Raw genomic sequence first — 25,712 nt, 5'->3', positions numbered from 1 at the left:
TTCGGGAACGGCGTCCGACCGCCAAGAAAGCGGCCGGAGCATCCCATCCTGGGCCCGAGGTGCTTCAGGCCGCGATAGGTTCCGGCTCACGAGCCGTCTCGAGCTGCCTGGTCTCGAGACCTTCTGTCGCCTCAGGAGACGCGATCTCGATCCGACGGGGCTTGAGTTCCTCGGGGACCTCGCGCTTCAGCTGGACAGTCAGAAGGCCGTTCGACAAGGTGGCCTCTTCGACCCGGACGTGATCAGCCAGTTCGAACCGACGTTCAAACGACCGACCGGCGATGCCGCGATAGAGATAGCTGGCACCGTCGTCACCATCGGGAGTCTCCTTGTGGCCCGACACGATCAGCATGTTCTTGTCCTGGGTCAGGGTCAGATCGTCTTCGGCAAAGCCCGCCACCGCCATGTCGATGCGATAGTCGTCCTCGCCGGTCTTGACGATGTCGTAGGGCGGCCAGTTGTCGAGCGTTTCCACCCGACGGGCGGCCTCAAGTGCGTCGAGCATACGGTCGAAACCGATACTCGAACGGAACAGAGGTGCAAAATCAAGTCTCGTTGCCATAGCCATATCCTCCTTTGAGCAACATGGGTACAGACGTCGGAAGCACCGCAGGAACGGCGTCCCGCCTTGTCACCGATCCCCATCTGGGCGATCAGCATAAATCGATTTGGACAAGCACCTTACGGTTTCAAGAGGGTGCTCAAAACTTTTTTCTGCGAACAGAAATCCTATATTTCACCCACTTCCTTGTAGCATTCGAAAGGAGGAGATCATGACCGAGAACGACGTGAAGAGCATCTTGGGTCCCGGCACGGATCCTACACTTCTGTCTGATATTCTGCGCACCGGCGCTGACGCCTCCGAGCTTGCCCGTGCCAAGGCCTGGGTCGAGGCGGATGAAGCGCAGGTCGATGCCCATAGCCCCTTCCCATCGGGCCGGGTCGCCCGGTTGGTAGAATTGCTCGAAGCCGATCAGGAAGAAGACGATCTGCTGTAACAGAAATCGGGCTGGCGCAGAAGATGGCGCCAGCCCGTACCTTCAGGTGGTCACGATCACCCGAACCGGTCCGTCGCGACGCAGAACATCGGCAACCACGTGGGTGCCCGACATGCGTAGAGCCACATCGACGGTTCCACCATCAAGGCGCAGATTGCGCAGGACGACCTCTCCCAGAAACTCCGGAAGGATCGGTTGCTCGAAGATCACCTGACGCGCCTCAGCATCGAAGCGTAGCCCGAGACAGGCTTGAAGCAGCAACAACGGCGCTCCCGCCGCCCAGGCCTGCGGCGTACAGGCCACCGGGTAGAAGGTCGGCCCTTGCGTCTCGCGGCGCGGAAAACCGCAGAACAGCTCCGGCAACCGTCTCAGATCGATATAGGTGGCGGCGGAGAAGATGCCCTCGAATATACGCGCGGCCTGTTCACGGAACCCGTAGCGCGCCAGCCCCGCCCCGATCAGCGCATTGTCATGAGGCCAGACCGAGCCGTTGTGATAGCTCATCGGATTGTACCGTGCCTGACCCGCGGCAATGGTCCGCACTCCCCATCCGCAGAAAGACGTCGGCCCCATCAGGGTATGAATGACCGTTTCGGCGCGCTCCTCCGGGACGATTCCCGTCCAGAGCAGATGGCCCGCGTTCGAACTGCGTACTCGGCAGGGCCGTTTGTCACCATCGAGGGCGAGCACATAGGTCCCAAGCTCATCGTCCCAGAACGCCGCGTCGAAACGGGACTTGAGTTCCGAGGCCTTACGCGCCTGCTCTTGCGCGATCCCGTCATGACCGAGTTCCCGTGCGATCTCGGCCGCGGCCAGCCGGGCGGCATAGACGTAGCCCTGCACTTCGCAAAGCGCGATCGGCCCCTTGGCCAGCGTCCCATCGGCGTGAAACACCGCATCATGACTGTCCTTCCACCCCTGGTTGGCAAGCCCCTTGTCGTTGCGCCGTCCGTATTCCACGAAACCGTCGCCGTCCCGATCGCCATGGTATTCGACCCACTCAAGCGCCGCCTGAACATGCGGCCAGAGCGTTTCCAGAACCTCCCGATTTCCAGTGCGTTCGAAATACGCTCCGGCGAGCATGACGAATAGCGGTGTCGAATCCACGCTGCCATAATAACGCCGGAACGGGACTTCGCCGGTTTCCGCCATTTCGCCGTAGCGCACCTCATGAAGGATCTTGCCCGGCTCGGCATCGGTGGCCGGATCGAATTCTGTCGCCTGATTGGCCGCAAGATGCAGCAGAACGCCCCGCGCAATTGCCGGGTCGAGCCAGAGCATTTCCCAGGCGGTGATCAGCGCGTCACGCCCGAACACGGTGCTGAACCAGGGTACGCCCGCATAGGGATAGGGCCCCTCCTCCGTATCGGTCATGAGCATGTAGAGGTCCGAGACCGAACGGCGCATGGTCTCGTTGAAGATCTCGTTGGAGCTTTGCACCGTGGCCGCGCGGGAAGAGGAACGCCTGAGTGCGCGGCGCGCGTCCCGCAACGAGCGGAAAAACAGGCGCGACGGAGGATCCTCGGCCCCATTCGCGTCGCAGCCGATCTCGATAAAGAGCGAACGCGTTTCGCCGGGGGCGAGGCTCAGACGATAGACGGCTTTCCCCGGCTCAAGCTGCGCAGGCGCAGGATAGAAACGCAGAGCGGTGCTACGTGGATTGTGGTCGAGCCCCCGGTATGACAAGAGCACGTGCGAGCCATCCACCTCCGGCAAGAGCGACGTTCCCCGGCGGGCCCGTACCCGGCCACGGACCTCAAAAATATCCGCAAAATCGGCCTCAAAGGCGATTTCCAAGGTAATCTCATGTGGGGTCTCGTCGAAATTGCGTACCGCCAGCCGCTCATAACACGTGCCCTGCCAGAGAAACCGCGTCCGGCGCATGTGGATGCGATCATGCGCAATCAGACAGCGACCGGTTTCGTCATTAAGATCGGGATTCGTCAGATCGCAGGTCAGCGTGGCGTTATCGTCGCGCAATGTGGACGAGAGCAGCATGGGCCGCTCTCCCCCGATGGTCAGATAGTAATGCGAGAGATACCTGGTGTCGTGATGGAACAGGCCCTCGGGGCTGCCCGGCCCCGAGAGCACATCGCCATTGTGATCGAACACGGCGAAGGTATCGCCGTGCTTCAGGGTTCGTGGCCGCCGTTCCTGCAAGGAGGCTGCCGCCGGGATGAAGAATTGCGCCGGCGGCGCGACTAGTTGCGACGCACGCAAGCCCGTTTGTTGCAGCGCCTCGGTCATCTTATTCTCCTTCGCTCTCATTCCGCTGCATGCAGGACCTGAGCCCCTTGGCCCCCGAGCAAATGCGGGAGCGGCATCGTAACAGCCTCGATGCCCGGCAACCCACGATAGATTTCGACATAGTCGCGCGCCATGCGGTCCGCAGTGAAGCGTTCTTCGAACGTCTCGCGCACGATTCGTCTGCTGATACGGTTCAGTTTCCCCACAGCTGCGGCGGCATCTTCCAGAGAATTCACTACATAGCCAGTCAACCCAGGCTCTACGATCTCCGGCACGGAGCCATTCGCCCATGCGATCACCGGCGTGCCGCAAGCCATAGCTTCGATCATCACGAGACCGAAAGGTTCAGGCCAGTCGACAGGGAACAACAGCGCCCGCGCGTTCCCGAGAAACTCGGCTTTTTGTTCTTCGTTAATTTCCCCAATGAACTCGACATTGTCATGGACATCGACCATCGGTGCTATGATCTCGTCCCAATACTTGCGATCCGCATCGCCGATCTTAGCAGCAATTTTCAATGGCAACCCCGCTCGCACCGCTATCTCGATGGCGCGGTCCGGCCGTTTCTCCGGCGAAATCCGCCCAAGAAAGGCAAGATAGTCCCCCTTCGGAGATTTGGTGAAGGGCAGCAGAGTCTTGGGAAGTCCGTGATAGACGGTCCCTGCCCAGTTCACGAAGGGCAGCGGACGGCGCTGGTCGTCCGAGATAGAAACGAGCGGATAGTTTGGGAACGTCGCGTAGAAGGGCCGGAGATCGGGGCCATCGAGCCTCGCATGCATGGTCGTCACCATACGGTCGGCAAATGCCCGCGCCATGGGATAGTGCAGGAAGTCGATGTGAAAATGCAGCACGTCGAATTCATCGGCCCGCAAGCGGACTTCCTCCAGCATGGCGACATGCCACGGCAGCGAGTTCTTCACGTTCGGATCGAGCCGGAGCGCTTCCTTGCTGCACGGGACCAGGTGGGCCTTGGTCCGGCTGTCGCCGCTGGCGAACAGCGTGACTTCATGGCCCTGCCTGACCAGTTCCTCGGTGAGATAGGAGACGATCCTTTCTGTTCCCCCATAGAGACGCGGCGGGCAACTTTCTTCTAGCAGGCTGCTGAAAAACTCCGGTCTCGACGCGCATCGTAGAACATAATTCATCGCCAGCACGGTATGACGGAGGTGGCGATGCGCGGATCGGACGAGGTGACGGGATCGCTGTTCAGCTATGTCGATCTTGAGGAGCGCATTCCGGCACGACACCCGCTGCGCAAGATCCGGGCCGTCGTCAACGATGCGCTGCGCTCCCTGGATGCCGACTTTGATCGGCTCTACGCCGGTGAGGGCCGTCCCTCGATCGCACCGGAACGGCTGATCCGGGCCAGCCTGCTGCAGATCCTCTACTCGATCCGGTCCGAGCGGCAGCTCATGGAACAGATGGACTATAATCTGCTGTTCCGCTGGTTCGTGGGCCTCGGGATCGATGATACCATCTGGGTCCCGACCGTGTTCACGAAGAACCGTGACCGGCTGCTGACCACGGATATGTCGCGCAAGATCATGGCCGCCATTCTGGCCCATCGCGAGGTGGCACCGCTGCTGTCCGATGACCACTTCTCGGTGGACGGCACATTGGTGAAAGCTTGGGCTTCGATGAAGAGCTTCCAGCCGAAGGAAAGGGCTGCGTCCGGCGGGGACGAGGGTCCAGGCGATCCGCCAGATGGCCATGTATCGCCACCATCCTCCTCTGACCACTCCACGACCGAGCCTGAACCAATGCCCCGCCCCACACGCCGCAGCCGCAACGCCGAAGTCGACTTCCGTGGTGAACGACGCTCGAACGCAACCCACGCGTCGATGACTGATCCCGAGACCCGGCTGTTCAAGAAGTCGCCCGGCACAGGCGCGGTATTATGCTTTATGGGACATAGCCTGATGGAAAACCGCTCCGGGCTGATCGTGCAGGCAGATCTGACGCAAGCTGACGGTCACGCCGAACGCCGTGCGGCAATCGACATGCTCCACCGTCATTCGTCTGGATCAACGCGGCGCCTGACCTTGGCTGCGGATCGCGGCTACGACAGCGCCGACTTCGTCGCCGAGTTGCGCCAGATGGTGGTGACGCCTCATGTCGCGCAGAAGTCGCGGCATTCCGCCATCGACGGTCGGACCACCCGACACCCGGGTTATGCCAAATCCCAGCGGCGCAGAAAGAAGATCGAAGAGCCTTTCGGCTGGGCCAAGACCGTCGGAGGCATGGCACAGACCATGTATCGCGGCATCGAGCGCGTGCGTGCCCGCTTCACGCTGACGATGGCGGCCTGCAACTTGGCAAGGCTGCCGAAACTGCTTGCTGCCTGACAAGCGAAAACGCCGTCGGGCCTACCTGTCCAAGACCCGGCCCACCCCCTGCATCCGCGTAGAGGGAAACCGTTCCTCCCAGCGGAGTTTTTCAGCGGCCTGCTAGCGGTGCGATCTGTGCGATCTTCATCGGCAAAACCTCCTCTTCTGAGCGAAGCCTCAACAATGGATGCGAGAAGGTCGTCTACGATCACCCCGCCTGGGCATGACCGCCGGATGTGGCATCTCGAATTCGGACAGCCGTGATACAAGATCACTGCCATCCGCCGGACCATGGTGCCGGAACGCGAGATGGCCTTGCCCGGCAAAACCTCCTGCGCAAAACTGCGATGTCAGATAGCAGGGAACCCCTGCAAAAAGTTCAGTTAGAAATCGGCTTCGGAGTTTCAACCCCTACGATGCGCAAATAATAATATGCGAAGCAGGCAACTGCTGAGGCAGATTCTAAACTCCGTTGCGAAAATTTCCCTACCTGCGCGATCGCGGCATTGAGCACGTGGTGATGGCGGACTTCCCCCGCACTGGAATCGCATAAGCGCCATTCCGTCGCGGCACAAATTTAGCAGGTGCGGCGAACGGCGGAAGGTCCCGCGCTGCTGACCTCCATGCCGCGCGCGGCGAACGGCAGTCCGGAGCCCATGTTGCCGGTTCGTCAGCGTGCGGCGAACGACCATTTTTGGCGCAGCTGCGAGCAGTGTGGCGCTGGCTCGGCGCACGACGAGCTTCAGCACCAGAGATAGAAATGCTAGATAGATAGTTTCATTTGACATTTCACAGCATGACTGCGACGGGCAGGGATTACGCCACATGAGCCAAACTAGTTGCTTCTGGGGAAAGCGATACTCGTGCCCTGACACGCCCATGGGAGAAGCCAGTGCGAAGTCATCAGTTCTATAAGATGCAGACCTCCAGCTGTGATGAAGAACCGATCCATATTCCCGGCTCGATCCAGCCTCATGGGCTCCTGTTAATTGCTGACAGCCAATCCGGGAGAGTCTGTGGTGGTGCGGGCGACCTAGAGGGACGACTTGCGGATAGTTGGCTCGGCAATGACTTGGCAAACCTCCTTTCCAGACCTGTGCCTCCGATAGCTGAAATCGACGTCAACCGCGCCGGCACGCCTGTCGTGCTAGGGCCGGTTGAGGGGCGTCACGAGATATTTCTGGCATCAATGCACCGCTCGGGGAACTGGCTTCTCGTTGAACTGGAGCCGCAGGACCAAGAGATTGTGCCGGCTCATACGGTCCTGGCTGAGTTGGAGCGGGCCGAAACCGTTTTCGAAGGCAAGCAAGAGCTTACAACGCTCGCCGATAGAGCCGCCCGTGAGTTTCGGCGCCTTACAGGGTACGATCGCGTTATGATCTATCAGTTCCTCGAGGATGGAACAGGTGCAGTTATCGCAGAGGCGAAAGACGCAGACCTGCATTCCTTCTTGAACCATCGTTTTCCGGCTTCCGATATTCCACGCCAAGCGAGAGAGCTTTACGTTAGGAACCGCGTTCGCGTCATACCAGATGCGCTCTATTCCCCCGCAGCAATCCGCGGGGACGCCCCGGGACTAGGTGAGATAGACCTCTCGGATTGTGCGTTGAGAAGCGTGTCGCCTGTTCACATTACGTATCTCGCAAACATGAAAGTGCGGGCATCAGCGTCGGTCTCCATCGTAAAGGACGGCGAGCTCTGGGGGCTGGTGGCCTGTCATGATCTAGAAGCCAAGCCCATCCCTCTCGGAACTCGCTTGGCAGCTCGCAATCTTGCCGCAAGCTTTGCGCGACAGGTATCCGCCATGGAAGATACCCAATCCTACCGAGAGCGCCTCGGACAACGAAACGCGCACGAAAGCATTCTGAGAGACCTCGGGACCTCCCAAGATTTAGCCTCGCTGCTTTCAAGGTCCGGCAGCATGCTGCGAAAGGCGCTCAATGCGGACGGCTTAATCGTCGTGCATGGCGACAAAGAAATTTTTACGGATGGCCACACTCCGCCTGTTCACAAAGTCGCGCGACTGATCTCTTGGGCGAGCGAGTCATCCCCACTGACCACGGTGCATACTGATCGCCTGCCTGAACTTCTGCCGGAGTTCGAGGAGCACCGGAGTATCGCCAGCGGCATCGTCTATGCCCGCATCGACATAGATAAGCCAATGCACTTTCTTTGGCTCAGAGCCGAGCAGCTTCAGCGCGTAGAATGGGCGGGTAACCCACACAAGTCAAACGCCACCGGCCCCAGCTCAGCACTCACACCCAGAGGGTCGTTCGATGCTTGGACTGAAACTGTCCGGGGCCGCTCTCATCCGTGGACCAGGGGGCAGATTGAGACTGCGACACGAATCTCCAAGTCGGTCGGCGAAGCACATCAACACCTGCGGACTCGGGCCTTGAACAGAGACCTGACGCGGGCGCTCCGGGATAACCAAATCCTGCTCCGGCAGAAGGAAGACGTGCTCACCGAAGCCAATCATCGGATTCAGAATTCGCTGGCTCTCGTCGGTGCTTTCCTACGGATGCAGCTACGGACTTCGGACGACCGCCCTGCAGCCGACGTTATTTTGGAGGCGCAACGCAGAATTAGTGCAATCGGCCTCGTTCACCGCCGGCTCCATCAACCGGATAGTGCGCAGCGCGTCGATCTTGCACGATACCTGCAAGAGCTGGTGGAGGACATTATGCAAATAGGAGACTCGAACTGGATCGATGGCGTCACATTCGATCTATTTCCGGTGGATGTCTCATCGGGGACAGCGGTCGGGGTCGGACTGATCCTCAACGAGCTTGTGACGAATGTTCAGAAATATGCTTATGGCGGATCACCCGGCCCAGTAAAAATCACGCTGCGCCCTGCGGGTGACGGATTTAAGCTGACTGTCGATGATCGCGGCATCGGAAAAGATGGAAGCCTGCGAGGCGGGGGCTCTGGCACGCAGATCATGAAGGCCATGATTCAGCGAATAGAGGCTACTATCTCGGAGAAGGACAACAAACCAGGGCTGAGTACGACTGTCCTAGCCGCGACAGGTGCCAATCGGGCTGGACGAAACGTTGACAGATGAGTGACGAAGCTCCCACTTCAGCACTGCGAGCCGCATAGGGCGGTAGCCTGTGTTCAAAGATCACCGTTTCCGCCGCGCACCGAAAGCTGCCGTTCGTCGAAGGTCGGCTTCGTCCCGCACATGAGCCGCTCGAGCGGGCGGCGGCGAAGGCCGGTAGCAGCCTAAAACGGCCGTCGATATCCGCGGCGCCTTGCCGGCTACCTGTATCCCCACGCGGTGTGCACCGCATCCGGGTAGACCAGCCTGTCGCCCCGCTTGTAGGGCGTCATCTCGGTCCCAACATCTTCGATCAGGTCTAAGCCAGTTCATTCTTGCCAATCGACATCGTGGGATCAGCAGCCAGATCGAGCGATCCCCAGCTTCTGATCCCGGTATGTTGCGGGTTTCCGCCGAATGTTCCCAGCAGCACTTCGACGACAGGGCGATGTTCGTCTATAGGTTGTGCCACAGCACAATGGAGAGGCGCGTGGCAGAAGAAATCCTGACCCTGACAGAATTCGATGAAGAGGGGGTTTTCGACAAGATCGGGGCGCGGTTCGATAAGGTCGAACCTGGGACCACGCTACGTGTGCGCATGCCCCTCGAACTCGGCGTGACGTTCCTGGAGGAAATGGGCTCGACCGACCCAACCGCCGAGGGTCAAGTAGTACAGGTATCCGCGGATTTTTCCGCCTTTATGCAGCCACATAGCCATGCGTGCGCCAAGTATAACCTGTTCAAGGAGCGAGAGGCGTTTCTAGCGGTATTAACCATGAAAAAGCGTCCGGCCGCATCACTGGCCTGACTAGAGGACCGCAACAAGCGCGGACGTCCGACGCCATCTCAATTCTCAGCGACGGCACCGCCTGGCGCGTGAGCTGCGCGCCCGCTGGCACGGCGTACGTCGCCTGCGCGCACCAGTTCCCTGCAAGCTTGAAAGCGAAGCCTGCCAGCCGACGGCTGCCGTCAGGGCACGGACGAAAAAAATGGCCGAGACAAGCTCGGCCCTACTCCAACAGGGAGGTAGGGAAAGCTCATAGGAAGAGCCTCGGCAGATCACGCGCGCCATGCAACACCCTGACAACCTGCACCTCCTCCGCTCCAGTCAGAAAGAAGATTAGATATCGCCCGTGGCGCGCCGCGCGCATCCCTTGATACACATCATCGCGCACGGGAAAGCTTTCGGGGCGCGCCGCAACCTGTCCCATCTTCGCTTCAATCTCGGCAAGGAACGACATTGCCCTTTCAGGATTGTCCAAGGCAATGAAGTCCGCGACATCGACCAGATCGGTGCGCGCCGCCGGCAGAATGACAAGGTGCCGCACGTGTCAGGACTTCGCCTCGTATCGGGCGCGAAGCTCCGCGAATACCTGGTCAGCCGAAATGCCCGGACCACTCTCCAGCCCGGCCTTGATCGCATCGCGAAGGGTCTCAAGTTCACGCCGTTCAGTATCCCGGTTTCGGGCCCAGTCACGCAAAGCTTCGCGCACGACTTCGCTCGTCGAGGCATATTCGCCCCCTGCCACCGTCTGGCGAAGCACGTCGGCTAACTCCGCGGGCATCGTGATAGTCATTCTCTCGATCCCAGGCAACGTCTTACTCCTATAGCCTTGCGCCTACATTATCATACTTATGATGCGCGCAACAGCGTGCAAGGCCTGCACCTCCGTGAAAACGATGTCTGAAGCCTAACAGGCTGCTGAAAAACTCCGGTCTCGACGCGCATCGTAGAACATGATTCATCGCCAGCACGGTATGACGGAGGTGGCGATGCGCGGATCGGACGAGGTGACGGGATCGCTGTTCAGCTATGTCGATCTTGAGGAGCGCATTCCGGCACGACACCCGCTGCGCAAGATCCGGGCCGTCGTCAACGATGCGCTGCGCTCCCTGGATGCCGACTTTGATCGGCTCTACGCCGGTGAGGGCCGTCCCTCGATCGCACCGGAACGGCTGATCCGGGCCAGCCTGCTGCAGATCCTCTACTCGATCCGGTCCGAGCGGCAGCTCATGGAACAGATGGACTATAATCTGCTGTTCCGCTGGTTCGTGGGCCTCGGGATCGATGATACCATCTGGGTCCCGACCGTGTTCACGAAGAACCGTGACCGGCTGCTGACCACGGATATGTCGCGCAAGATCATGGCCGCCATTCTGGCCCATCGCGAGGTGGCACCGCTGCTGTCCGATGACCACTTCTCGGTGGACGGCACATTGGTGAAAGCTTGGGCTTCGATGAAGAGCTTCCAGCCGAAGGAAAGGGCTGCGTCCGGCGGGGACGAGGGTCCAGGCGATCCGCCAGATGGCCATGTATCGCCACCATCCTCCTCTGACCACTCCACGACCGAGCCTGAACCAATGCCCCGCCCCACACGCCGCAGCCGCAACGCCGAAGTCGACTTCCGTGGTGAACGACGCTCGAACGCAACCCACGCGTCGATGACTGATCCCGAGACCCGGCTGTTCAAGAAGTCGCCCGGCACAGGCGCGGTATTATGCTTTATGGGACATAGCCTGATGGAAAACCGCTCCGGGCTGATCGTGCAGGCAGATCTGACGCAAGCTGACGGTCACGCCGAACGCCGTGCGGCAATCGACATGCTCCACCGTCATTCGTCTGGATCAACGCGGCGCCTGACCTTGGCTGCGGATCGCGGCTACGACAGCGCCGACTTCGTCGCCGAGTTGCGCCAGATGGTGGTGACGCCTCATGTCGCGCAGAAGTCGCGGCATTCCGCCATCGACGGTCGGACCACCCGACACCCGGGTTATGCCAAATCCCAGCGGCGCAGAAAGAAGATCGAAGAGCCTTTCGGCTGGGCCAAGACCGTCGGAGGCATGGCACAGACCATGTATCGCGGCATCGAGCGCGTGCGTGCCCGCTTCACGCTGACGATGGCGGCCTGCAACTTGGCAAGGCTGCCGAAACTGCTTGCTGCCTGACAAGCGAAAACGCCGTCGGGCCTACCTGTCCAAGACCCGGCCCACCCCCTGCATCCGCGTAGAGGGAAACCGTTCCTCCCAGCGGAGTTTTTCAGCGGCCTGCTAAGGTGAGGCGGGCATCAAGCCCTCCACGGGCTGAAGAACGGCCGGTGCGGCGCGTTAGCTCCAAAATATCAGCAACTCGGGATCGTGCGGCGCTGCGCGAGACAGCAGGTAACGCGCGAAAGTACCCCCAGCGGAAGACTAGTTTCCGGGCCCTTTTCAACCAGATAAACGCCGCATTCACGCACCCTCTGCAGACACAAAGAAGCCCGCCAGACGAGACCTGGCGGGCTTTCGAATGTCTTGCGAGAAGACTCAGAGAGAGGCGCTTGCCTGTCGACGTTCACGGACAGTGCCGACCGCATCAATGAGGATTTCTGGGTCTTCGCCTCTAGCAGAGACCTTCCGAGCGATGTCGAAATCGGACAGGCCGCACTCGAGAAGCTCTTCGACCGCTTGAGATTGTTCGCGGGTAAAAATGCCCATGTTGGTGTTCTCCTATTTGTTCGCCCACGCAAAGCCCCGCACAGGGGCGAAATCATCGTCCTGTAGAGCATCCTGCATGTGTGGGGCGCCGGCGAAGCGGCCGGCGGAAGAGATTTCGTAGCACAGATGGCCATCCTAGCCAACCGGAGGCCATAATGTCCGAAGATTACCGCATATTTCGGACACCGGCCCACGCGCTCGGCCCGGCGTTACCCCCTAATCGCCCCGTCGGCACTGCCATGCTACGGTGCGATCGTCGCGCGTTGATCGGCTCGATGCCGCCCTTGGTCGTGAGCGCCCTTCCCGGCCGCCTACTTACCGCGCAAGAGGTCCTGAACGACCGGGGGCTGCTTGGCGACCCGCGTGCGCAGGCGTGCCCCTGTGTTCGGGCTCGCCTCTGCGGGCAACTCGGCGGTCTCTGGAAAGCTGGTGAACCTCTCCCATCGTAGACATCGACATGGCATCAAAACCTGCGCAACATATCAACGAGCGCGGCTCGGAGCATAATCTCAAGGCGATCTTTGCACCCGTTGCCCGAGAAGAGGGGCCCCATACCTCATATGCCCGCGTCGCGCTCACCCTCGGATGCCCGCCGATGCCTGCGCCCGAGGCGACGAGCTCTTCGTCTTTGTCCGGCCCCGTGCGCGCGCCACAGATATCGCCCCGCCGCCAGTTTTCAGATGTCCGGCGACCGATAGAATGTGGCGCATGAGGGAACGTCCTCAGCTCTTCAGCGCCATCCGCACCAGGTCAGCGCGCTCGAGCTGACCAAGAAGCCGCTGCCGCAGCGCGGCTGCGCCATCCTCTCGCAGGTCGTCGTTGAAATCCCCGAGGCGGGGTTCGAGCACCAAAACCGAGATACCTGCGTCCCGGGCCCGCGCGCTCAGCTTGTCTGCCGCGGCCTGCCCGGCATCGTCAAGATCGCGCGCGATGTAGATCTGGCGTATCCCTTCGGGCAGATCGACGGCGCCGAGGTGCGCAGCCGAAAGCGCAGCCCAGACCGGAAGACCCGGGAGGGCCTCGCGCAGCGACAGCATGGTCTCCAGACCTTCCCCAATCGCAAGCCACTCGCCTGGGGCGTCGATCTTCACCGCATTGCCCAGAAGCTCGCCCATGGCCCGGCGTTGCACCTCGACGGGCGCTTTGTCCAACCCATCCTCTGCGAGCCAGGTGCGGTGAACGCCGCGAAGGCGCCCTGCCCTGTCGGTCACCGCCGCGATCAGCGCGGGACGCGGCTTGGATCCGGCTTCGTCGTGATCTCGATGCCAGCAGCGCGGATTAAAACGCAGCGCCGTCGCGGACGCCGCGCGGGTGATACCACGGCGCTGGAGGTAGGTTTCTGCCAGGCTCCCGGAAAGTGGAACCGACCCCTCATAGAGACGCGTTGCGGATATCCGTTTGCCGGATGCGCTTTTGCGCGTTCGAGGCGTGCTCGGATGCGCCGCCGGCAAGGGGCGCCCGAGGTGTGCCCGGACCTCCGCCAGCAGATCGGGAAACCGGGCGATCCCAGTCCGCGCCTTGATGATGTCGAGCAGGTCGCCGTATTCGCCGGTCGCGCCATCGGTCCAGCGGCCGCGTGCGCCCTTGCCTTCATCAGGGCCGGTGAGGCGCACGTAAAGCGAGCGCCCCGGCGTGTTCTGCAGGTCGCCAACCAGCCAGTACCCGCCTTCACGCCGCCCGGCGGAGAGATAGTGACGGCACACACTTTCGGCGTTCTGGGCCAACTCGCGCAGCAGCTCCTGAGTTTCTGTATTCATGGCAAGATCAACCTTTGCATATCGCATGTTCCCCAGACGCCACGAACTTCGAAGTCCCTGAGGGGGTGCCAAAATCCGACCCCTGAAAAATCCGCTATCTCCTGCCGGCCCGCCCCACATCGACGACGGCCGACAGGTTTCCGAGGCCTTGTTCCGCAAACCGTTCGCGCGCTCTGGCGACGAGCTGGCGCGCGAAGGAACTGCATCGAGGATGCGGGCCTAACTAAAGGTCGCACACGGGCGGGCGGCGTCTCCTGCCGAAGAGGCGGCGCAACTCTCGTGCGTCAAAGCCCGTCTCCGCGATCACCTGCTTCTTGGGCACCAAGGGGTCGGCCCATAGGACGCCCGCCTTGGCGAGGGTCTCAAGTCGCGTCCGTTGTCGAGGTTCCTCCTCGACCGATCCAATCTCCTGTTCATAGGCGGAGTGGTTGAATTGGTTCATTGCATTCCCTTTCCCGGCGGACCCCACCAACACGCGGCCTGCCGTCTTTCGCGGCGCACTCGGTCGCGCCATGACGGGAAGTAACAAGAGCTTACACGTTGACTGCAATGCGAATGGCTCAACCTGAGCGGGAATTTGCTTACCTTACGTAACTGCGGCCATTTTACGGCTTCACCCTCCACGTCACGGGCGCAATTGCGCGCGTTTTCTGTCACTTACGCGCCTTGCCCTAACGCCAGCGGCCAACGCCCCGAACTCACCTCCTCACGCTGGAAAGCCGCCGCCCTGCCCGCCCTGCCGCATCGCAGCGACCCCGCCGCTACTGTGCATTCTGGCGCATCGACAGCCCGATGAGCCCACCAACGATGTTCAGCGTGCCCTCCTCGTGCCGGCGCGTCATGGCCCGTAGATACCCTCCGGGGCTGAGGATCGGTGTTTCGGGATCGCTGGCCCTGGCATCGAGGATGAACACACACCAGGTCGCGTCTTCCACCCCCATCTTGCGCACCGCATCGTTCCAGGCGGAGCGATTGATGCCGAGCTCGGGCAGGCGACAAAGTGCGGCGACGGTGAAATCATGCAGGTGCAGGCTCGACCAGCCGCCCCGGCCCTGCCGGCGGGCATCCAAGTAGAAGCGCATCTCCTCGGAAGCGAGCGGGATGAATGTCTGGATCGGGATGTTTGTGAGGATTTTGGACTTGTGCTCGGCGTCCCCCGCTCCAGCCTTTTCTTCTCGGCAAGACGGCGCGCCGCTAGGCGAGGCGTCCTCTACATTCGTGTGCGCGGGCTTGCCCGCGCTCCGCTGATCAACGCTGGCGTTACAAGGTACTTCGTTAAAATCTTGAGTTGTATCTTGTATATAGGACCGCTCGTTTTTGTGCGGTCGACCGTGCGTTTTTGACATCGCTTGCAGCAGATCCAGCGCCGCAGTGCAGAGCACGTCCGCCTCGGCGACATGCGCCTCGAGCTCCTCCACGGGCATCCGGTGCAGCTTGTCCGCGCTTGGCCAGGCCTCGAAGGCTTCGGCAATGTCCTCGACCTCGCCCGTCCGGCCATGCTCCGCGATCAGCTCGGCGAGGCAACTCTTCAGGTGCTTCTTGTGGATGCTGCGAAGCCCGCGCAGCTTCGCGTGATGCTGGCGTCCCTCTTCGATGCCCTCGCGGAGCGCCAGGAACTCCTGGCACCTTTTGATGGCCACGGAGAAGTACACGCCGCATCCGACAAAGCCCGAGCGCGCGCCGTTTCCCATGGTGCGCTTCTCGATCAGCCCGGCCGCGACCAGTTGCGCCTCGTCCGCCCGGATCCGGCTCGGCGAGACCTTCCGCTTCTTGGCGATCTCGGATTGCGCGAGATAACAGCAGGGCTCCTCTTCGCCGCTCTTGAAGGCGCTGGGGCGGGTGGCAGCGACCATGATGCGGAAGGTCGCGAGCGAAGCGCTTCTGACCCCGAGCAGCGGCGCCACGGCGTCAATCAGCGCAACGAACCCGTCGCGCTCCATGCCCTGCGGCAAAGAGGGGAAGGAGATGTGTTGTCGGGCCTCTAAAATGGCTTCAGCCATATGCATCGGTCTGTATTCCTCGTCCGGTATTGGCGAGGCGGCGCCAGACAAGATTTACCCGTTCGCACAGGTGCGTTTTTCCTTGTCTGCCAATGGGGGAGGCTGATAGAGTCGCAAGTGATGAGGCTTGCTTCCAAGGGTTTGCACACCCTTGTTCTAAGAGCTCCCCCCGTGAAGGTTGCCGCCTTCGCGGGGTTTCTTATTTGGGGGGTGGGAAAACTGCTCCTTTCTTTCCAAGCGCCGCATGTGGCGACGGGCCTGCCTCTTTTGGTCCGCTCTGCAAGCCGCGGCCTCGCGCGGCAAACGGTCCGCTAGTAATTCACCTGCTCGTAGCCGTAGTTGCCCTGGTAGTCCGACCAGTCCACGAAGACCGACCGGCGCGAGATGTAAGGGCAGCTTTCACCCCAGCCCTCATCGCCGACAAAGGCAGCCGGTAGCGCCGAGGGACTGCTGTCACGCCAGTAGAAATCGCCCTGCAAGCCATATCGACCGACACGCACGCGGCTCGAGCGCTCGCAATGGTCATTGTCGCTGCCCCGCTCGCGCTGGCGCATGACCTCGACGCTGTAGACCCGGATCGAGCGCACGAAGTCGAAGACCGGATCACTGATGTCGATGTCGGCCACGCCATTTTCGGAGGTGTAGTCGGCGATCTGCTGCAAGAGGGCGCGCCTCGGGGCGCCCCCTACCCCAGCCTCATTCAGCACCGCAGAGATGAGCGCGTCCAGCGGCACCGCACCTTCACCCATGCCAGCGTGGAACCCGCTGGATTGCGACGGTGATTGGACCGGGTGCGCGCCTCGGTCAAAGGCAACATCATAGAGGCGCTGCGCCGGCGTTTGCCCCGCGTTTCCCGGATAGGCCGCGTGCATCGGGCAGCGCCAGATCTGCAGCGGCGGCTCGATCGGCGACGGCGTGATCCGGCGGATGAACTCCGTCTTTGACGCAACGCAGGGCGCCGAAGCGGGCCAGCCGCCGGAAAGACAGAGCAGGATCGCGCAATCGATCTGGTAGGCGCGCGCCGGCTGCGATGTCACGGCCAAGCTTCCGGCAAATGCCACGGCAGCCGTGGCCGCAGCGCCGAGGAGATGCTTCATCGCCCTACTCCCGTTAAAAGTGTGCCTGCAACCAATCACATCACTTCTTTGGATGTCCAGCGGGTTTTGCGCTCGATCCATCATTCTTGAATATGTTTCTGATCTGAATGAAGAGCTTGCAGGCGCGCGTAGGCCTCAAGCGCGGCGTCGATGTCCTGCCGCGCCGTCTCCTCCGCCATCTCCAGGCACTGCAGGTAGCGCTGCGCCTCGGTGAAGTAATTCGAGAACTCCAGTCCAAGCTCATCGCGGTACTCCTCGATGACGTCCTGCGGCAGGTCGGCACTGGGGACCGGCGGCGGCACACAGTCCAGCGCTGTCGTTTGCGCTACGGCCGAGTTTGCAAGACTCGCCGCAACCAAGGCCGCCCCAGAGGCAGCACTTCCGGCGCAGCGGGTGGTATGCACAAACATCCGCATCATGTCTTGTACATCACTATGTGGCACTTTTTACGCTTGTAGTATCTACCAATTACGTATTGCACCATCTTCTGTTTCACGCTACCCAAAAAATGTGTATGCCTCCTCCATGTCACTCGACACATCGAACGACCCCAGGAACGAGGCAAAAAAATGAGAGAAGTTTCACCAGTGATTACGCTTGCGGGAGTGAGGGAAACCCTGGAAGCCGGTGGGACAGTTGAAGTCGAGTGCATCGAAGCGCCAGCGCGCGTGAGCAACCAATTCCAGGCCGCGTGGAAGTTCTACGCTGTTGCCGAGGTTGACGGTCAAACGCACCGACTGCTTCTTGTCCACGGTAGGGATATCAAGACGAGGACCATCCGAACCCTGACAGGCCTCCTGTCCTTCGGCATGGACCTCGGCGTCTCCCCCATTTCCGTTCCGCGTCACGTAGGAGAGCGCGCGGTTTGGAAAACCTATGAGGACACGTCAAAGGACTAGACGGTTTTGTGCCTCCGCCGCGCTCGCGGCGATGGCATCCTGGGCCCATGCCGAGGTCATCGACCTCGGAGGCCCGCGAGACGCGGGGCGGGTCACCGCCTCGGTTCTCGACTTCGGCAAGCCGAGGGATTTTTCTTCTGAAGCCGGGGGCACGCAGGCAATTGCTGCCGCCGTCGCGCCCTCCCGCCCCGGCCTCTCGCGCCTTCATGGCTCCGCTGAGGTCGAGCGCCTGATCTCCACCGTTGCGCAGGCCCACGCTCGCCATCCCGGCCTCCGCCGCGCGGGCATTTCCCCTGTCGAGTGGATCGCCCTCTTCCGGGCCAATATCGCCATCGAGAGCAATTTCCGGCAATCGGCCCGCTCGCATGTGGGCGCGATCGGTCTTGGCCAGCTCATGCCCGGAACCGCGCAGGTCCTCGGGGTCGATCCGCACGACCCGCGCGAGAACCTCGACGGGTCTGCCCGCTACCTCCTCATGCAGCTCGAAGAATTTGGATCGGTGCCCCTGGCGCTTGCCGCCTACAACGCCGGTCCGGATGCCGTCGCCCGGTACCAGGGCATTCCTCCCTACCGGGAGACACAAGGGCACGTTCGCAAGGTGCTCGACGTCTACCTGGCAACCATCGGTAAGGACCGCATATGACCACGATCAGCAAAGGGCTTATAGGCCGCCTCACCTCCCTCAACTGGAAAGGGCTGCTCTACCTCTTTCCCATCTTCGCGCTCATCGCCGAGCCCGCGCTGGCGCAAAACCTCGACCCGCTCGAGAACATGCTCGGCACGATCGTCGATGCGCTGACGGGGCCCATCGGCCGACTGATCGCGATCCTCGCCCTCGTGGGGTCCGGCTACATGATGTTCACCGGCCGCCTCAACTGGCCGCTCTTTCTCGTCATTCTCGTCGGCGTTGTCATCGTCTTCTCCGCCGAAACCATCATCGACGGCTTCACGGCCACCTGACGCCATGAGCCTCCCCGCCCCGTGTGGCGCGGGAGGCCTTCTTCGTTGGAGCGCATGCCGATGCAAGAGCACCCCCTGTTTCTCGGGCTGACACGCCCGCCGAAGTTCTTCGGGCTGCCGCTGGGCTATTTCATCAGCCTGGCGCTCGGCTCGGTGATCCCCTTTGTAGCGTTCGACGATGTGCGGTTCCTCGGCATTGCCCTGATCGCCTACCCGGCCCTTTGGCTCGTCGCCGACCGGAACCCGCATCTCTTCCAGATCGTCGCGGGCGTTCTCTCCACCACCCCGCGCACCCGGACCTACAAGCGAAACGGGGGCGATCGCTATGTCTCTTAACCGCCTCTCCGCCCTCTTCGAAGACAGCGCCCTGCTGCGCTCGGTACTGCCCGAGAGCCTCTTTGCCGAAGAGCCGGTGGCGCGCCACCTGCCCTATCTCTCTGCCCCCGAGGATGACCTCATCCTCACGCGGCAGGGTGATCTTCTCGCCTCGGCCGTCATCGGCGGCATCGACAGCTTCACCGCCGAGGCGCCGGAGATCGAGGCGCTGACGCAGGGCTTTGCCCCCCTCGTCGGCCAGCTTGGCGAACGCTTCGGCTTTTATGTGAACAAGATCACCATCCCCGCAGCACTCGATCTCGCCCCCATGGACGACGGCGGCTTTGCTGCGGAAATCGACCGGCGCTGGCGCGAGACAATAAGGGCCAAATCCCTCAAGCGCCGGGTCCTGCTGCTCACCCTCGCCATGCGCCCGAGCGCCAGCCAGAAGATGGGGCTGGGGCGGGCTGTCAAATCGAGTTTCGAGGCCGACCTCGCGCTGCGCAAGGAGCGCATTGCCGAGGCCATGGGCCTGCTGCAGGCGATGTATCACGCCGTGGGCTTCCGTCGCCTGCGCGTCTCGGACGGCGATTGGCTGGGCTATCTCGGCACGGTGCAGGGCCAGGAGTTCCAGCCGATGCACGGCCAACCGGGCCAGTTCCTCTCGGCCTCCATGGCCAACGCCCAATATCTCTTCAAGGGGAAGCGCTTTGCCATCGACAACGGCATGTCCCGCCGCTTCGGCGCGATCTTCGGGGTGAAGGCCTGGCCGAACAAATCGCTGCCGACCGTGCTCGATGCGCTGGAGCTGCCCTACGACATCGTGGTCACCAACAGCTTCACACCGATCCGCAACAACGAGGCCGAGGAAAAGATCGCCCGCACCGCGCGGCAGATGGGGGCAACCGAAGATGCCGCGCAATCCCTGCGCGCCGGGCTTTACGAGCTTCTCGATGACATCGCCTCCGGGCGCGGCGTTCTCGGCAAGCACCAACTCACCGTCATGGTCACCGCCGCCAGTGAAAAGGCTCTGGAAGAGGCCGCCTCCGAGGTCTGGCGTGCCGGGCAGGAGTCGGGCGCCACGCTGGTGCGCGAGAACTTTGCCGCCCGCGCCATGTTCTTCAGCCAGGCGCCGGGCAATTGGCGCTATCGCCACCGGGCGGCGCTGACCACCTCGACCAACTTTGCGGACTTTGCCGCCTTCCATGCCGGCGCGCCCGGGCGCGACAAGCACCAATCGCCCTGGGGCGAGACCATCACCGTCCTGCCCTCTGTGTCGTCCTGCCAATACCGGTTCAATTTCCACGAGCCCGGATCGCGGACCGCCGAGCCCTCGGGCGGGCACACGCTGGTGCTGGGGCGCCCCGGCTCGGGCAAGACGCTCGGCACCGCGTTTTTGATGGCGCAGGCCCGCCGCGTCGGCGCGCGCATCGTCGTCTTCGACAAGGACCTCGGCCTCGAGATGGCGGTGCGCGCTTTGGGCGGCACCTACAGCACCGTGCGTATCGGCCAGCCCACCGGCTTCAATCCCTTCCTCACCGAGACCGACAGCCGCGGCGCGGCTTGGCTGACTGATTGGACCGCCGACATTCTCTCGCGCAGCGGCCGTCCGCTCGAGACCTTCCAGACCGTGGCGCTGAATGACGCCATCCGCCGCGTGGTGGCAGCCGAGCCCGAGCTGCGCAGCTTCTCGGCCCTCGCCTCAGCGGTGAACCAGACCGACGACGATGGCGATCTCGTTGCGCGGGTCCGCGAATGGACCGCGGCGGGCCGCTTTGGCTGGCTCTTTGATGAAGAAGCCGAGACCGGCATTCAAATCGGCGAGGATGTCGTCGGCATCGATATGAGCGAGCTGCTCGATCTCGGCACCGAGCGTACCGCGCTTCTGGCCTATCTCTTCCGCCGGATCGAGCGTGTCATCGAGGACCGGCGCCCGACCATCCTCGTCATCGACGAGGCCTGGAAGATGCTGAACGACGAGATGTTCGTGAAGCGCCTGCAGGAATGGCTGGTCACCATGCGCAAGAAAAACTGCGTGGTGATGATGCTGACCCAAACCCCCGGGCATCTCGCGCAGTCGAGCGTCGGCTCGATCATCTCCGAGATGGTCTCGACGCAGATCCTGTTTCCGAACCCTGCCGCCCATCCCGAGGACTACCGCATCCTCAAGCTCAATGACCGCGAGGCGGAGTTTGTCTCGCAAAGCACCGGCGGTCTACGTCTCGCATTGCTGCGCTCGGCCGGCGACAGCCTCTTCGTCAACTTCGACCTCTCCGGCCTCGGCCCGGATCTCGTCACCGTGCTTGGCGGCGGGGCCAAGGGCGAGGACCGCGCGCCCTTCGAGTGGCGCCGCAAGTCTGATTTCTGGAAGGACATGGCATGACAAAGCTCCTCTCCACCGCTGCCCTGATGCTGGCCCTCGCTGGCTGCGCCGCCGGCGTCTCGACCGGGCGCAAGTCGCCCTGTGCCGGCACGTTCCGGTCCGAGGGCAGCTACGCGGTCATTCCGGCCACAGCAACGCGCGGGGCCGTGGTGAGCCGGAGCGCCGCGTCGCCTTCCCAGATGAGTTTTGCTGTGGAGGGCGTGGATGATTGCCAGTTCTCCCCGCTCTGAGCGTATGCCGAGACCCAAGGTCTCGCGGACCGGGGCGGCGGGACTGGGCTTTGCGGGGCTGATGCTCGCGGCTGCCTCCGCCCCCAGCGCCCTGGCGCACGGCGTGCCGATCGTCGACGGCTCGAACCTCGCCAATGCGATCTCACGCCTCTCCGAGGGCGAACGCGATTATGCCAAGCAGCAGGAAAAGCTCGGCCGTCGCGAAGCGCAGCAAAATTTGCACCAGGAGCAGCTCGAAGCCTACGCGCGCTTCCTCGAGCAGACGACTGGCACGACCGATGTCTCGGGCTTCGAAGACGGCGCGGGAGGTTTCCCGGGTGCCGCGGAGACCTATCCGGTGACGGAGGAAAGCAGCGCCGATGCGCAGCGGCTCTTTGGTGACGATGCCAGCGTCGAGCAGATGATCATCGGGACGGCCGCGAAATACGAGGGCCATGCGGGTGTCGGCGCGGCGGGCCTGACCCCGCTGACCTGGCGCATCCTCTTCCAGTCCCTCATCAAGCAGGAAAGCCGCTTCAACAACGCCGCGGTCTCGCATGTAGGCGCCATGGGCTTTTGCCAGCTGATGCCCGGCACCGCCGCCGATCTTGGCGTGGATCCGCGCGATCCTTGGCAGAACCTCGACGGCGGCGCGCGCTACATTCTCGCCCAGCTCAAGTCCTATGGTCGGATCGATTTTGCCCTCGCCGCCTATAACGCAGGGCCCGGCAATGTCGACAAATACGGCGGCGTGCCGCCCTTCGATGAGACCCAGAACTACGTTCGCCGGATCCGCAGCTACTATGATGGCTATCTCTCGCTCATCACCGGCAAGGATCAGACGGGAACCCTGGCCGGGGTCGATGGCGCCTCGGCGCAATGGGGCAACTGGTCGGATGCCTCCATGGGCTACGCCAGCGAGGTGAACAGCCAGATCGATCACGCGATGCAGCGCATCTATGGCCTCCTGCAGCATGCCAGGACCGAGACCGAAAAGCAGGCCGTCGATCACAACACCTACATGATGGCCGAGCGGGCTCGTCTCATGGCGCTGACCCTGCGCTTGCGCGCCGCGCAGGTGAAGGTTGCAGCCGCCCGCGGCATCTCAGACGCCGCGCAGGGGCTGCAGGCCACGAATTTCTGGGAGTATCGCGATGAGTGAAAGGACCGCTCGCACGGCCCTGCGCCGCCTTGCCATCTGCCTCGGCACCGCCAGCGTCGCGACCCTCTACCTGGCCGCGCCAGGTCTCGCGCAGGGCGTGCCGGTCATCGACGGCTCGAACCTTGCAAAGAACGTCGAGCAGTTGCAGCAGGCGCTGCAGGATGCCGAATACCAGATCGAGCAAATCCAGCAGCTGAAAAAGCAGATCGAGTTGCAGATGGAGCAGATCACCAGCCTCGAGTTCATCGGGGACTCGCTGACCGGCTTCAATGACATCGCCACGCTCTACAACAGCGCCGAAGACCTGCGGGACCGCGCGGCCAAGATCACCGATCTCAGTGGCTTTGCCGATGACCTGGCCATGGGGGATTTCGACGCCCTGCTCGACAATCTCCTCGATGGCGATGTCACCATGGGCGAAAAGCACGCCGCCGAGCAGATGCGCGAGACGCTGGCCTCGGCCGGGCTGACCTCCGACCGGCTCTCGCAGCTCTCCTCCTCGGAGAACCCGCAAGACAAGGTCATCGCCCAAACCGCCGGCACCAGCGCGACGGCGATTGCCGCGGCGCAGCTCTCCTACGAGGAGGCGGAATCCAGCCTCGAGCGGGTCAACGGGCTCGTGGATGAGATCGCCAATCAGGAGACGCTCAAGGAGAGCGTCGATCTCAACACCCGCATGGCAGCCGAGACCAACTTCATGCTCGGCCAGATGTGGCGGCTCAACGCCGCCGCCGGCCTCGCGCAGGGCCAGACCGGCGTGAATTGGGCCGCCGAGCAGGCCAAGGAGCGCAGCTTCTTTGATTACTCGGGCACCGCCGACTGAGCGGCGCCCCACACGCGATTTGAAAGAGGAGACCGATATGTTTGCGAAGATGATCACGGGCCTGACGGCGAGCCTCGTCCTGGCAGGTGCGAGCGGTGTCGCCTGGGCCGAGGATTACAGCGCCGCCTCCGCACCGGAGCTGAGCGCCGCGGCCGTTGCGGCGGTGGAGGCTGAAGATGGTGATGAGCTCCTGGCGATCATGCAGGAGATGCAGAGCCGCAGCATGTATTTTTTCGAAGGCGACGAGGCACTCTGCCGCCGGGAGCCGCCAAAGGTCGGGCTGCTCGCCAAACCGGGCTTCAACTTCGGCACGGCCCGCACCGCCTATCAGACCTTCAATAAGGTCCAGCGCCTCGAGGAGCAGACCTGCACCTGCCCGCAGGCCGCGCGGTCCTTCGAAGAGTTCTCTGTCGAATTCCTTGGCGTGATGCCCGAGGACATCTCCGAGACCGAAATGGCAAAGCTACGCGAGTACAACATCGCAAACGAGAACGCGGTGTATCGGGACTACCGAACTTTCCGCAATAAATCCTGCCGGGACGCGCCCTGATGGCCATCATTGCAGATGTCCTCTCGGCGGTTGATACGACGGCCGCGTCTGTTGGTGCCGCGGCCTACAACGAGGTGGCTGGCTCGGTCATCCCGGTGTTCCGCGTCGGCGCGGTGCTCCTCGTGGCGATGACAGGGATCAACCTGGCCATCCAGGCCGTCCCGATGACGCTCCGCAATGGGCTGAGCCTCATCACGCGGATCGCCCTGGTCATGATCTTCCTGTCCTCCTTTGCCAATTTCGATGCGGTCTACGGCGTTCTGACAGAAACCCCGAGCCAGTTGGGCGGGACCGTGCTTTCAGCCACGACAGGTGACAGCGTCACCGACCTCTACGACGGCCTCGATACGCTCTACATACGGGCCCTCGACCTTGGGCAAGCGGTCTCGGAAAACGGCTCCTACATCTCCGGCGCCCTCGCCAGCCTGCTCATGTTCCTCATCGCAGCCCTGATGGCGACCATCTCCATCGTCGTCATCTGCGCCGCGAAACTGATGATCGCGGTGCTGATCGTGGTGGGGCCGCTGGCGATTGCCTGCACGCTCTTCAAGCAGTCAGCGCCGATCTTCGAGACCTACGCAAAGCTCGCCCTGGGGTTCGCCTTCGTGCCCCTGCTGACCGCAGCTATGGCCGGCTTCACCATTGCGACCAGCAAGATGCTCGCGCCCGATCCCGCGAGCGCCGAGACCATTGGCGACATCATCGGCTTCGTGGTGGTCATGATGCTCGGCACCGGGCTCATGTTCATGGTCCCAACCATTGCCCAATCCCTCGGCTCGACCGCCATCGGCCTCGGGCAAGCTGCCTCCGGCACCTACCAGCAGGCCAAGTCCCACAGCTATGGCGCCGTGGCCGGCGCCCGCGGCATGGCCGAGGGCATGACCGGGCGCAAGGAACCCAAATACGGGATCAGCTCCGGCGCCCGCCGGGAAGGCCATGCGGTCGGCGCGGCAATCTCGAGCGCCGCGGGCGGCGCGCCTGGCAGCGCGGCGGCGGCCGCCCGGCTCGCCGTGTCCCTGGCGCAGAAATCGGTCGCCAAGGGCGGCAAGTAATCGGCCCGCGAAGGAGGTTTTGGTGAAAGAACACAGCTTAGATACGGACATCATCATGGCCCCGCGCCGCAGCGAAAAGCGCGCCTGGATCGTCGCGGGTGTGTCCACCGGTATCTCGGTCCTCATGGCCCTCTCCATCGCCACGATGATGCCGCTCAAGACGACCGAGGTCTTCACCGTGCTGGTGGACCGCGACACCGGCGCGGCGGAGCGCATCATGCAGGTGCAGCCCACCGGCATCGAAGACGAGCAGGCGGTGAAGGAAAGCCTGCTGGTCTCTTACGTCTCGGACCGCGAGTCCTTCCTCATGGCCGGCATTCAGGAGCGCCTCGAAAGCGTGCAGCGCCGCTCGGCCGGCGGCGCCCGGCGCTCGCTGGTGGCGCTCTGGAGCAACGACAGCGACAACGAGACCTACC

Annotated in this window: 26 protein-coding genes; 15 read left to right on the top strand and 11 right to left on the bottom strand. The window is 62.5% G+C overall.

Features of this window, described 5'->3' with window-relative positions; all coding sequences use genetic code 11:
• Nucleotides 1-64: 64 nt before the first annotated feature.
• The gene (locus tag ACXAD2_RS01795) at nt 65-562 is read right to left on the bottom strand and encodes an Hsp20 family protein (protein WP_475166109.1); all 498 of its coding nucleotides are present in this window, start codon (nt 560-562) and stop codon (nt 65-67) included.
• Nucleotides 563-773: 211 nt separating this feature from the next.
• Here ACXAD2_RS01795 and ACXAD2_RS01790 point away from each other — a divergent pair, with 211 nt between their 5' ends.
• Entirely contained in the window at nt 774-998 is a 225-nt protein-coding gene (locus ACXAD2_RS01790; RefSeq protein ID WP_073033773.1) for a hypothetical protein, read from the top strand.
• Nucleotides 999-1,040: 42 nt separating this feature from the next.
• Here ACXAD2_RS01790 and ACXAD2_RS01785 read toward each other — a convergent pair whose 3' ends face one another.
• Together ACXAD2_RS01785 and ACXAD2_RS01780 are read right to left on the bottom strand one after the other, a co-directional pair.
• Entirely contained in the window at nt 1,041-3,245 is a 2,205-nt protein-coding gene (locus ACXAD2_RS01785; RefSeq protein WP_475166105.1) for an amylo-alpha-1,6-glucosidase, read from the bottom strand.
• Between the two features lie 17 nt (nt 3,246-3,262).
• Nucleotides 3,263-4,390, bottom strand: coding sequence for a glycosyltransferase family 4 protein (locus ACXAD2_RS01780; protein WP_475166102.1), 1,128 nt, complete (start codon nt 4,388-4,390; stop codon nt 3,263-3,265).
• A 27-nt stretch (nt 4,391-4,417) separates the two neighbouring features.
• Here ACXAD2_RS01780 and ACXAD2_RS01775 point away from each other — a divergent pair, with 27 nt between their 5' ends.
• The 3 genes from ACXAD2_RS01775 to ACXAD2_RS01765 all read left to right on the top strand — a co-directional run bounded on the left by ACXAD2_RS01775 (nt 4,418) and on the right by ACXAD2_RS01765 (nt 9,423).
• Nucleotides 4,418-5,590 (top strand): IS5 family transposase, encoded by a 1,173-nt coding sequence (locus ACXAD2_RS01775; protein ID WP_475166089.1) that lies wholly within the window; start codon nt 4,418-4,420, stop codon nt 5,588-5,590.
• Between the two features lie 898 nt (nt 5,591-6,488).
• Entirely contained in the window at nt 6,489-8,639 is a 2,151-nt protein-coding gene (locus ACXAD2_RS01770) for a histidine kinase dimerization/phosphoacceptor domain -containing protein (RefSeq protein ID WP_475166100.1), read from the top strand.
• Between the two features lie 466 nt (nt 8,640-9,105).
• Complete coding sequence (locus tag ACXAD2_RS01765; RefSeq protein ID WP_475166098.1) at nt 9,106-9,423, top strand: hypothetical protein; 318 nt, start codon at nt 9,106-9,108, stop codon at nt 9,421-9,423.
• A gap of 229 nt (nt 9,424-9,652) precedes the next feature.
• On the opposite strand, the gene ACXAD2_RS01760 is transcribed toward ACXAD2_RS01765, so the two are convergent.
• The gene (locus ACXAD2_RS01760; RefSeq protein WP_370050186.1) at nt 9,653-9,943 is read right to left on the bottom strand and encodes a type II toxin-antitoxin system RelE/ParE family toxin; all 291 of its coding nucleotides are present in this window, start codon (nt 9,941-9,943) and stop codon (nt 9,653-9,655) included.
• A 3-nt stretch (nt 9,944-9,946) separates the two neighbouring features.
• Complete coding sequence (locus ACXAD2_RS01755) at nt 9,947-10,192, bottom strand: type II toxin-antitoxin system ParD family antitoxin (protein WP_203595530.1); 246 nt, start codon at nt 10,190-10,192, stop codon at nt 9,947-9,949.
• A 196-nt stretch (nt 10,193-10,388) separates the two neighbouring features.
• On the opposite strand from ACXAD2_RS01755, the gene ACXAD2_RS01750 reads away from it, so the two are divergent.
• A complete protein-coding gene (locus ACXAD2_RS01750) occupies nt 10,389-11,561 on the top strand; it encodes an IS5 family transposase (RefSeq protein WP_475166089.1) in 1,173 nt (390 codons plus the stop codon).
• A 357-nt stretch (nt 11,562-11,918) separates the two neighbouring features.
• On the opposite strand, the gene ACXAD2_RS01745 is transcribed toward ACXAD2_RS01750, so the two are convergent.
• The 6 genes from ACXAD2_RS01745 to ACXAD2_RS01720 form a co-directional block, all read right to left on the bottom strand.
• Entirely contained in the window at nt 11,919-12,089 is a 171-nt protein-coding gene (locus ACXAD2_RS01745) for a hypothetical protein (RefSeq protein WP_475166084.1), read from the bottom strand.
• A gap of 722 nt (nt 12,090-12,811) precedes the next feature.
• Nucleotides 12,812-13,846 carry a DUF7146 domain-containing protein gene (locus tag ACXAD2_RS01740; protein ID WP_475166083.1) on the bottom strand — a complete coding sequence of 345 codons (1,035 nt, stop codon included), beginning with the start codon at nt 13,844-13,846 and terminating at the stop codon, nt 12,812-12,814.
• A gap of 761 nt (nt 13,847-14,607) precedes the next feature.
• Nucleotides 14,608-15,846 carry a replication initiation protein RepC gene (repC, locus tag ACXAD2_RS01735; RefSeq protein WP_475165314.1) on the bottom strand — a complete coding sequence of 413 codons (1,239 nt, stop codon included), beginning with the start codon at nt 15,844-15,846 and terminating at the stop codon, nt 14,608-14,610.
• A 311-nt stretch (nt 15,847-16,157) separates the two neighbouring features.
• On the bottom strand, nt 16,158-16,943 hold the full coding sequence (locus tag ACXAD2_RS01730) for a hypothetical protein (RefSeq protein WP_475165313.1): 786 nt from the start codon (nt 16,941-16,943) through the stop codon (nt 16,158-16,160).
• An 80-nt stretch (nt 16,944-17,023) separates the two neighbouring features.
• Nucleotides 17,024-17,353 (bottom strand): hypothetical protein, encoded by a 330-nt coding sequence (locus tag ACXAD2_RS01725; protein WP_475166079.1) that lies wholly within the window; start codon nt 17,351-17,353, stop codon nt 17,024-17,026.
• A 171-nt stretch (nt 17,354-17,524) separates the two neighbouring features.
• On the bottom strand, nt 17,525-17,695 hold the full coding sequence (locus tag ACXAD2_RS01720; protein WP_164197529.1) for a hypothetical protein: 171 nt from the start codon (nt 17,693-17,695) through the stop codon (nt 17,525-17,527).
• A 178-nt stretch (nt 17,696-17,873) separates the two neighbouring features.
• On the opposite strand from ACXAD2_RS01720, the gene ACXAD2_RS01715 reads away from it, so the two are divergent.
• The 10 genes from ACXAD2_RS01715 to ACXAD2_RS01670 form a co-directional block, all read left to right on the top strand.
• Nucleotides 17,874-18,485, top strand: a complete 612-nt coding sequence (locus tag ACXAD2_RS01715; protein WP_475166077.1) for a lytic transglycosylase domain-containing protein — start codon at nt 17,874-17,876, stop codon at nt 18,483-18,485.
• The gene (locus ACXAD2_RS01710) at nt 18,482-18,802 is read left to right on the top strand and encodes a TrbC/VirB2 family protein (protein WP_475165307.1); all 321 of its coding nucleotides are present in this window, start codon (nt 18,482-18,484) and stop codon (nt 18,800-18,802) included. The genes ACXAD2_RS01715 and ACXAD2_RS01710 overlap by 4 nt, the downstream gene beginning before the upstream one ends.
• A 60-nt stretch (nt 18,803-18,862) precedes the next feature.
• Nucleotides 18,863-19,138: a VirB3 family type IV secretion system protein gene (locus ACXAD2_RS01705; RefSeq protein WP_164213867.1), complete on the top strand. Its 276-nt coding sequence runs from the start codon at nt 18,863-18,865 to the stop codon at nt 19,136-19,138.
• Entirely contained in the window at nt 19,128-21,500 is a 2,373-nt protein-coding gene (locus ACXAD2_RS01700) for a VirB4 family type IV secretion system protein (protein ID WP_475166076.1), read from the top strand. Before ACXAD2_RS01705 ends, ACXAD2_RS01700 begins: the two co-directional genes overlap by 11 nt.
• Nucleotides 21,497-21,730, top strand: a complete 234-nt coding sequence (locus ACXAD2_RS01695; RefSeq protein WP_475166074.1) for a hypothetical protein — start codon at nt 21,497-21,499, stop codon at nt 21,728-21,730. Before ACXAD2_RS01700 ends, ACXAD2_RS01695 begins: the two co-directional genes overlap by 4 nt.
• Entirely contained in the window at nt 21,705-22,871 is a 1,167-nt protein-coding gene (locus ACXAD2_RS01690; protein WP_475166072.1) for a lytic transglycosylase domain-containing protein, read from the top strand. The genes ACXAD2_RS01695 and ACXAD2_RS01690 overlap by 26 nt, the downstream gene beginning before the upstream one ends.
• Complete coding sequence (locus ACXAD2_RS01685; RefSeq protein ID WP_475165297.1) at nt 22,864-23,694, top strand: type IV secretion system protein; 831 nt, start codon at nt 22,864-22,866, stop codon at nt 23,692-23,694. The genes ACXAD2_RS01690 and ACXAD2_RS01685 overlap by 8 nt, the downstream gene beginning before the upstream one ends.
• A 37-nt stretch (nt 23,695-23,731) precedes the next feature.
• Nucleotides 23,732-24,244, top strand: coding sequence for a hypothetical protein (locus ACXAD2_RS01680; protein WP_475166069.1), 513 nt, complete (start codon nt 23,732-23,734; stop codon nt 24,242-24,244).
• Nucleotides 24,244-25,296, top strand: coding sequence for a TrbL/VirB6 family protein (locus ACXAD2_RS01675; RefSeq protein ID WP_475165292.1), 1,053 nt, complete (start codon nt 24,244-24,246; stop codon nt 25,294-25,296). Before ACXAD2_RS01680 ends, ACXAD2_RS01675 begins: the two co-directional genes overlap by 1 nt.
• A gap of 22 nt (nt 25,297-25,318) precedes the next feature.
• Nucleotides 25,319-25,712 (top strand): VirB8/TrbF family protein (locus ACXAD2_RS01670; protein WP_475166067.1); only part of this gene is annotated, 394 nt, incomplete at its 3' end.

It is taken from the genome of Salipiger sp. ABN3_019 (genome assembly GCF_056158605.1).
The sequence above is the reverse complement of the archived record's forward strand: the minus strand, read 5'-3'. Positions and strand labels throughout refer to the sequence as shown.

Excerpts from the sequence above, each read along its gene's own strand:
- ACXAD2_RS01795 (WP_475166109.1), bottom strand. The coding sequence starts at position 562 with ATGGCAACGAGACTTGATTTTGCACCTCTGTTCCGTTCGAGTATCGGT.
- ACXAD2_RS01790 (WP_073033773.1), top strand. The coding sequence starts at position 774 with ATGACCGAGAACGACGTGAAGAGCATCTTGGGTCCCGGCACGGATCCT.
- ACXAD2_RS01785 (WP_475166105.1), bottom strand. The coding sequence starts at position 3,245 with ATGACCGAGGCGCTGCAACAAACGGGCTTGCGTGCGTCGCAACTAGTC.
- ACXAD2_RS01780 (WP_475166102.1), bottom strand. The coding sequence starts at position 4,390 with ATGAATTATGTTCTACGATGCGCGTCGAGACCGGAGTTTTTCAGCAGC.
- ACXAD2_RS01775 (WP_475166089.1), top strand. The coding sequence starts at position 4,418 with ATGCGCGGATCGGACGAGGTGACGGGATCGCTGTTCAGCTATGTCGAT.
- ACXAD2_RS01770 (WP_475166100.1), top strand. The coding sequence starts at position 6,489 with ATGCAGACCTCCAGCTGTGATGAAGAACCGATCCATATTCCCGGCTCG.
- ACXAD2_RS01755 (WP_203595530.1), bottom strand. The coding sequence starts at position 10,192 with ATGACTATCACGATGCCCGCGGAGTTAGCCGACGTGCTTCGCCAGACG.
- ACXAD2_RS01750 (WP_475166089.1), top strand. The coding sequence starts at position 10,389 with ATGCGCGGATCGGACGAGGTGACGGGATCGCTGTTCAGCTATGTCGAT.
- ACXAD2_RS01745 (WP_475166084.1), bottom strand. The coding sequence starts at position 12,089 with ATGGGCATTTTTACCCGCGAACAATCTCAAGCGGTCGAAGAGCTTCTC.
- ACXAD2_RS01740 (WP_475166083.1), bottom strand. The coding sequence starts at position 13,846 with ATGAATACAGAAACTCAGGAGCTGCTGCGCGAGTTGGCCCAGAACGCC.
- repC (WP_475165314.1), bottom strand. The coding sequence starts at position 15,846 with ATGGCTGAAGCCATTTTAGAGGCCCGACAACACATCTCCTTCCCCTCT.
- ACXAD2_RS01730 (WP_475165313.1), bottom strand. The coding sequence starts at position 16,943 with ATGAAGCATCTCCTCGGCGCTGCGGCCACGGCTGCCGTGGCATTTGCC.
- ACXAD2_RS01725 (WP_475166079.1), bottom strand. The coding sequence starts at position 17,353 with ATGTTTGTGCATACCACCCGCTGCGCCGGAAGTGCTGCCTCTGGGGCG.
- ACXAD2_RS01715 (WP_475166077.1), top strand. The coding sequence starts at position 17,874 with ATGGCATCCTGGGCCCATGCCGAGGTCATCGACCTCGGAGGCCCGCGA.
- ACXAD2_RS01710 (WP_475165307.1), top strand. The coding sequence starts at position 18,482 with ATGACCACGATCAGCAAAGGGCTTATAGGCCGCCTCACCTCCCTCAAC.
- ACXAD2_RS01705 (WP_164213867.1), top strand. The coding sequence starts at position 18,863 with ATGCAAGAGCACCCCCTGTTTCTCGGGCTGACACGCCCGCCGAAGTTC.
- ACXAD2_RS01700 (WP_475166076.1), top strand. The coding sequence starts at position 19,128 with ATGTCTCTTAACCGCCTCTCCGCCCTCTTCGAAGACAGCGCCCTGCTG.
- ACXAD2_RS01695 (WP_475166074.1), top strand. The coding sequence starts at position 21,497 with ATGACAAAGCTCCTCTCCACCGCTGCCCTGATGCTGGCCCTCGCTGGC.
- ACXAD2_RS01690 (WP_475166072.1), top strand. The coding sequence starts at position 21,705 with ATGATTGCCAGTTCTCCCCGCTCTGAGCGTATGCCGAGACCCAAGGTC.
- ACXAD2_RS01685 (WP_475165297.1), top strand. The coding sequence starts at position 22,864 with ATGAGTGAAAGGACCGCTCGCACGGCCCTGCGCCGCCTTGCCATCTGC.
- ACXAD2_RS01680 (WP_475166069.1), top strand. The coding sequence starts at position 23,732 with ATGTTTGCGAAGATGATCACGGGCCTGACGGCGAGCCTCGTCCTGGCA.
- ACXAD2_RS01675 (WP_475165292.1), top strand. The coding sequence starts at position 24,244 with ATGGCCATCATTGCAGATGTCCTCTCGGCGGTTGATACGACGGCCGCG.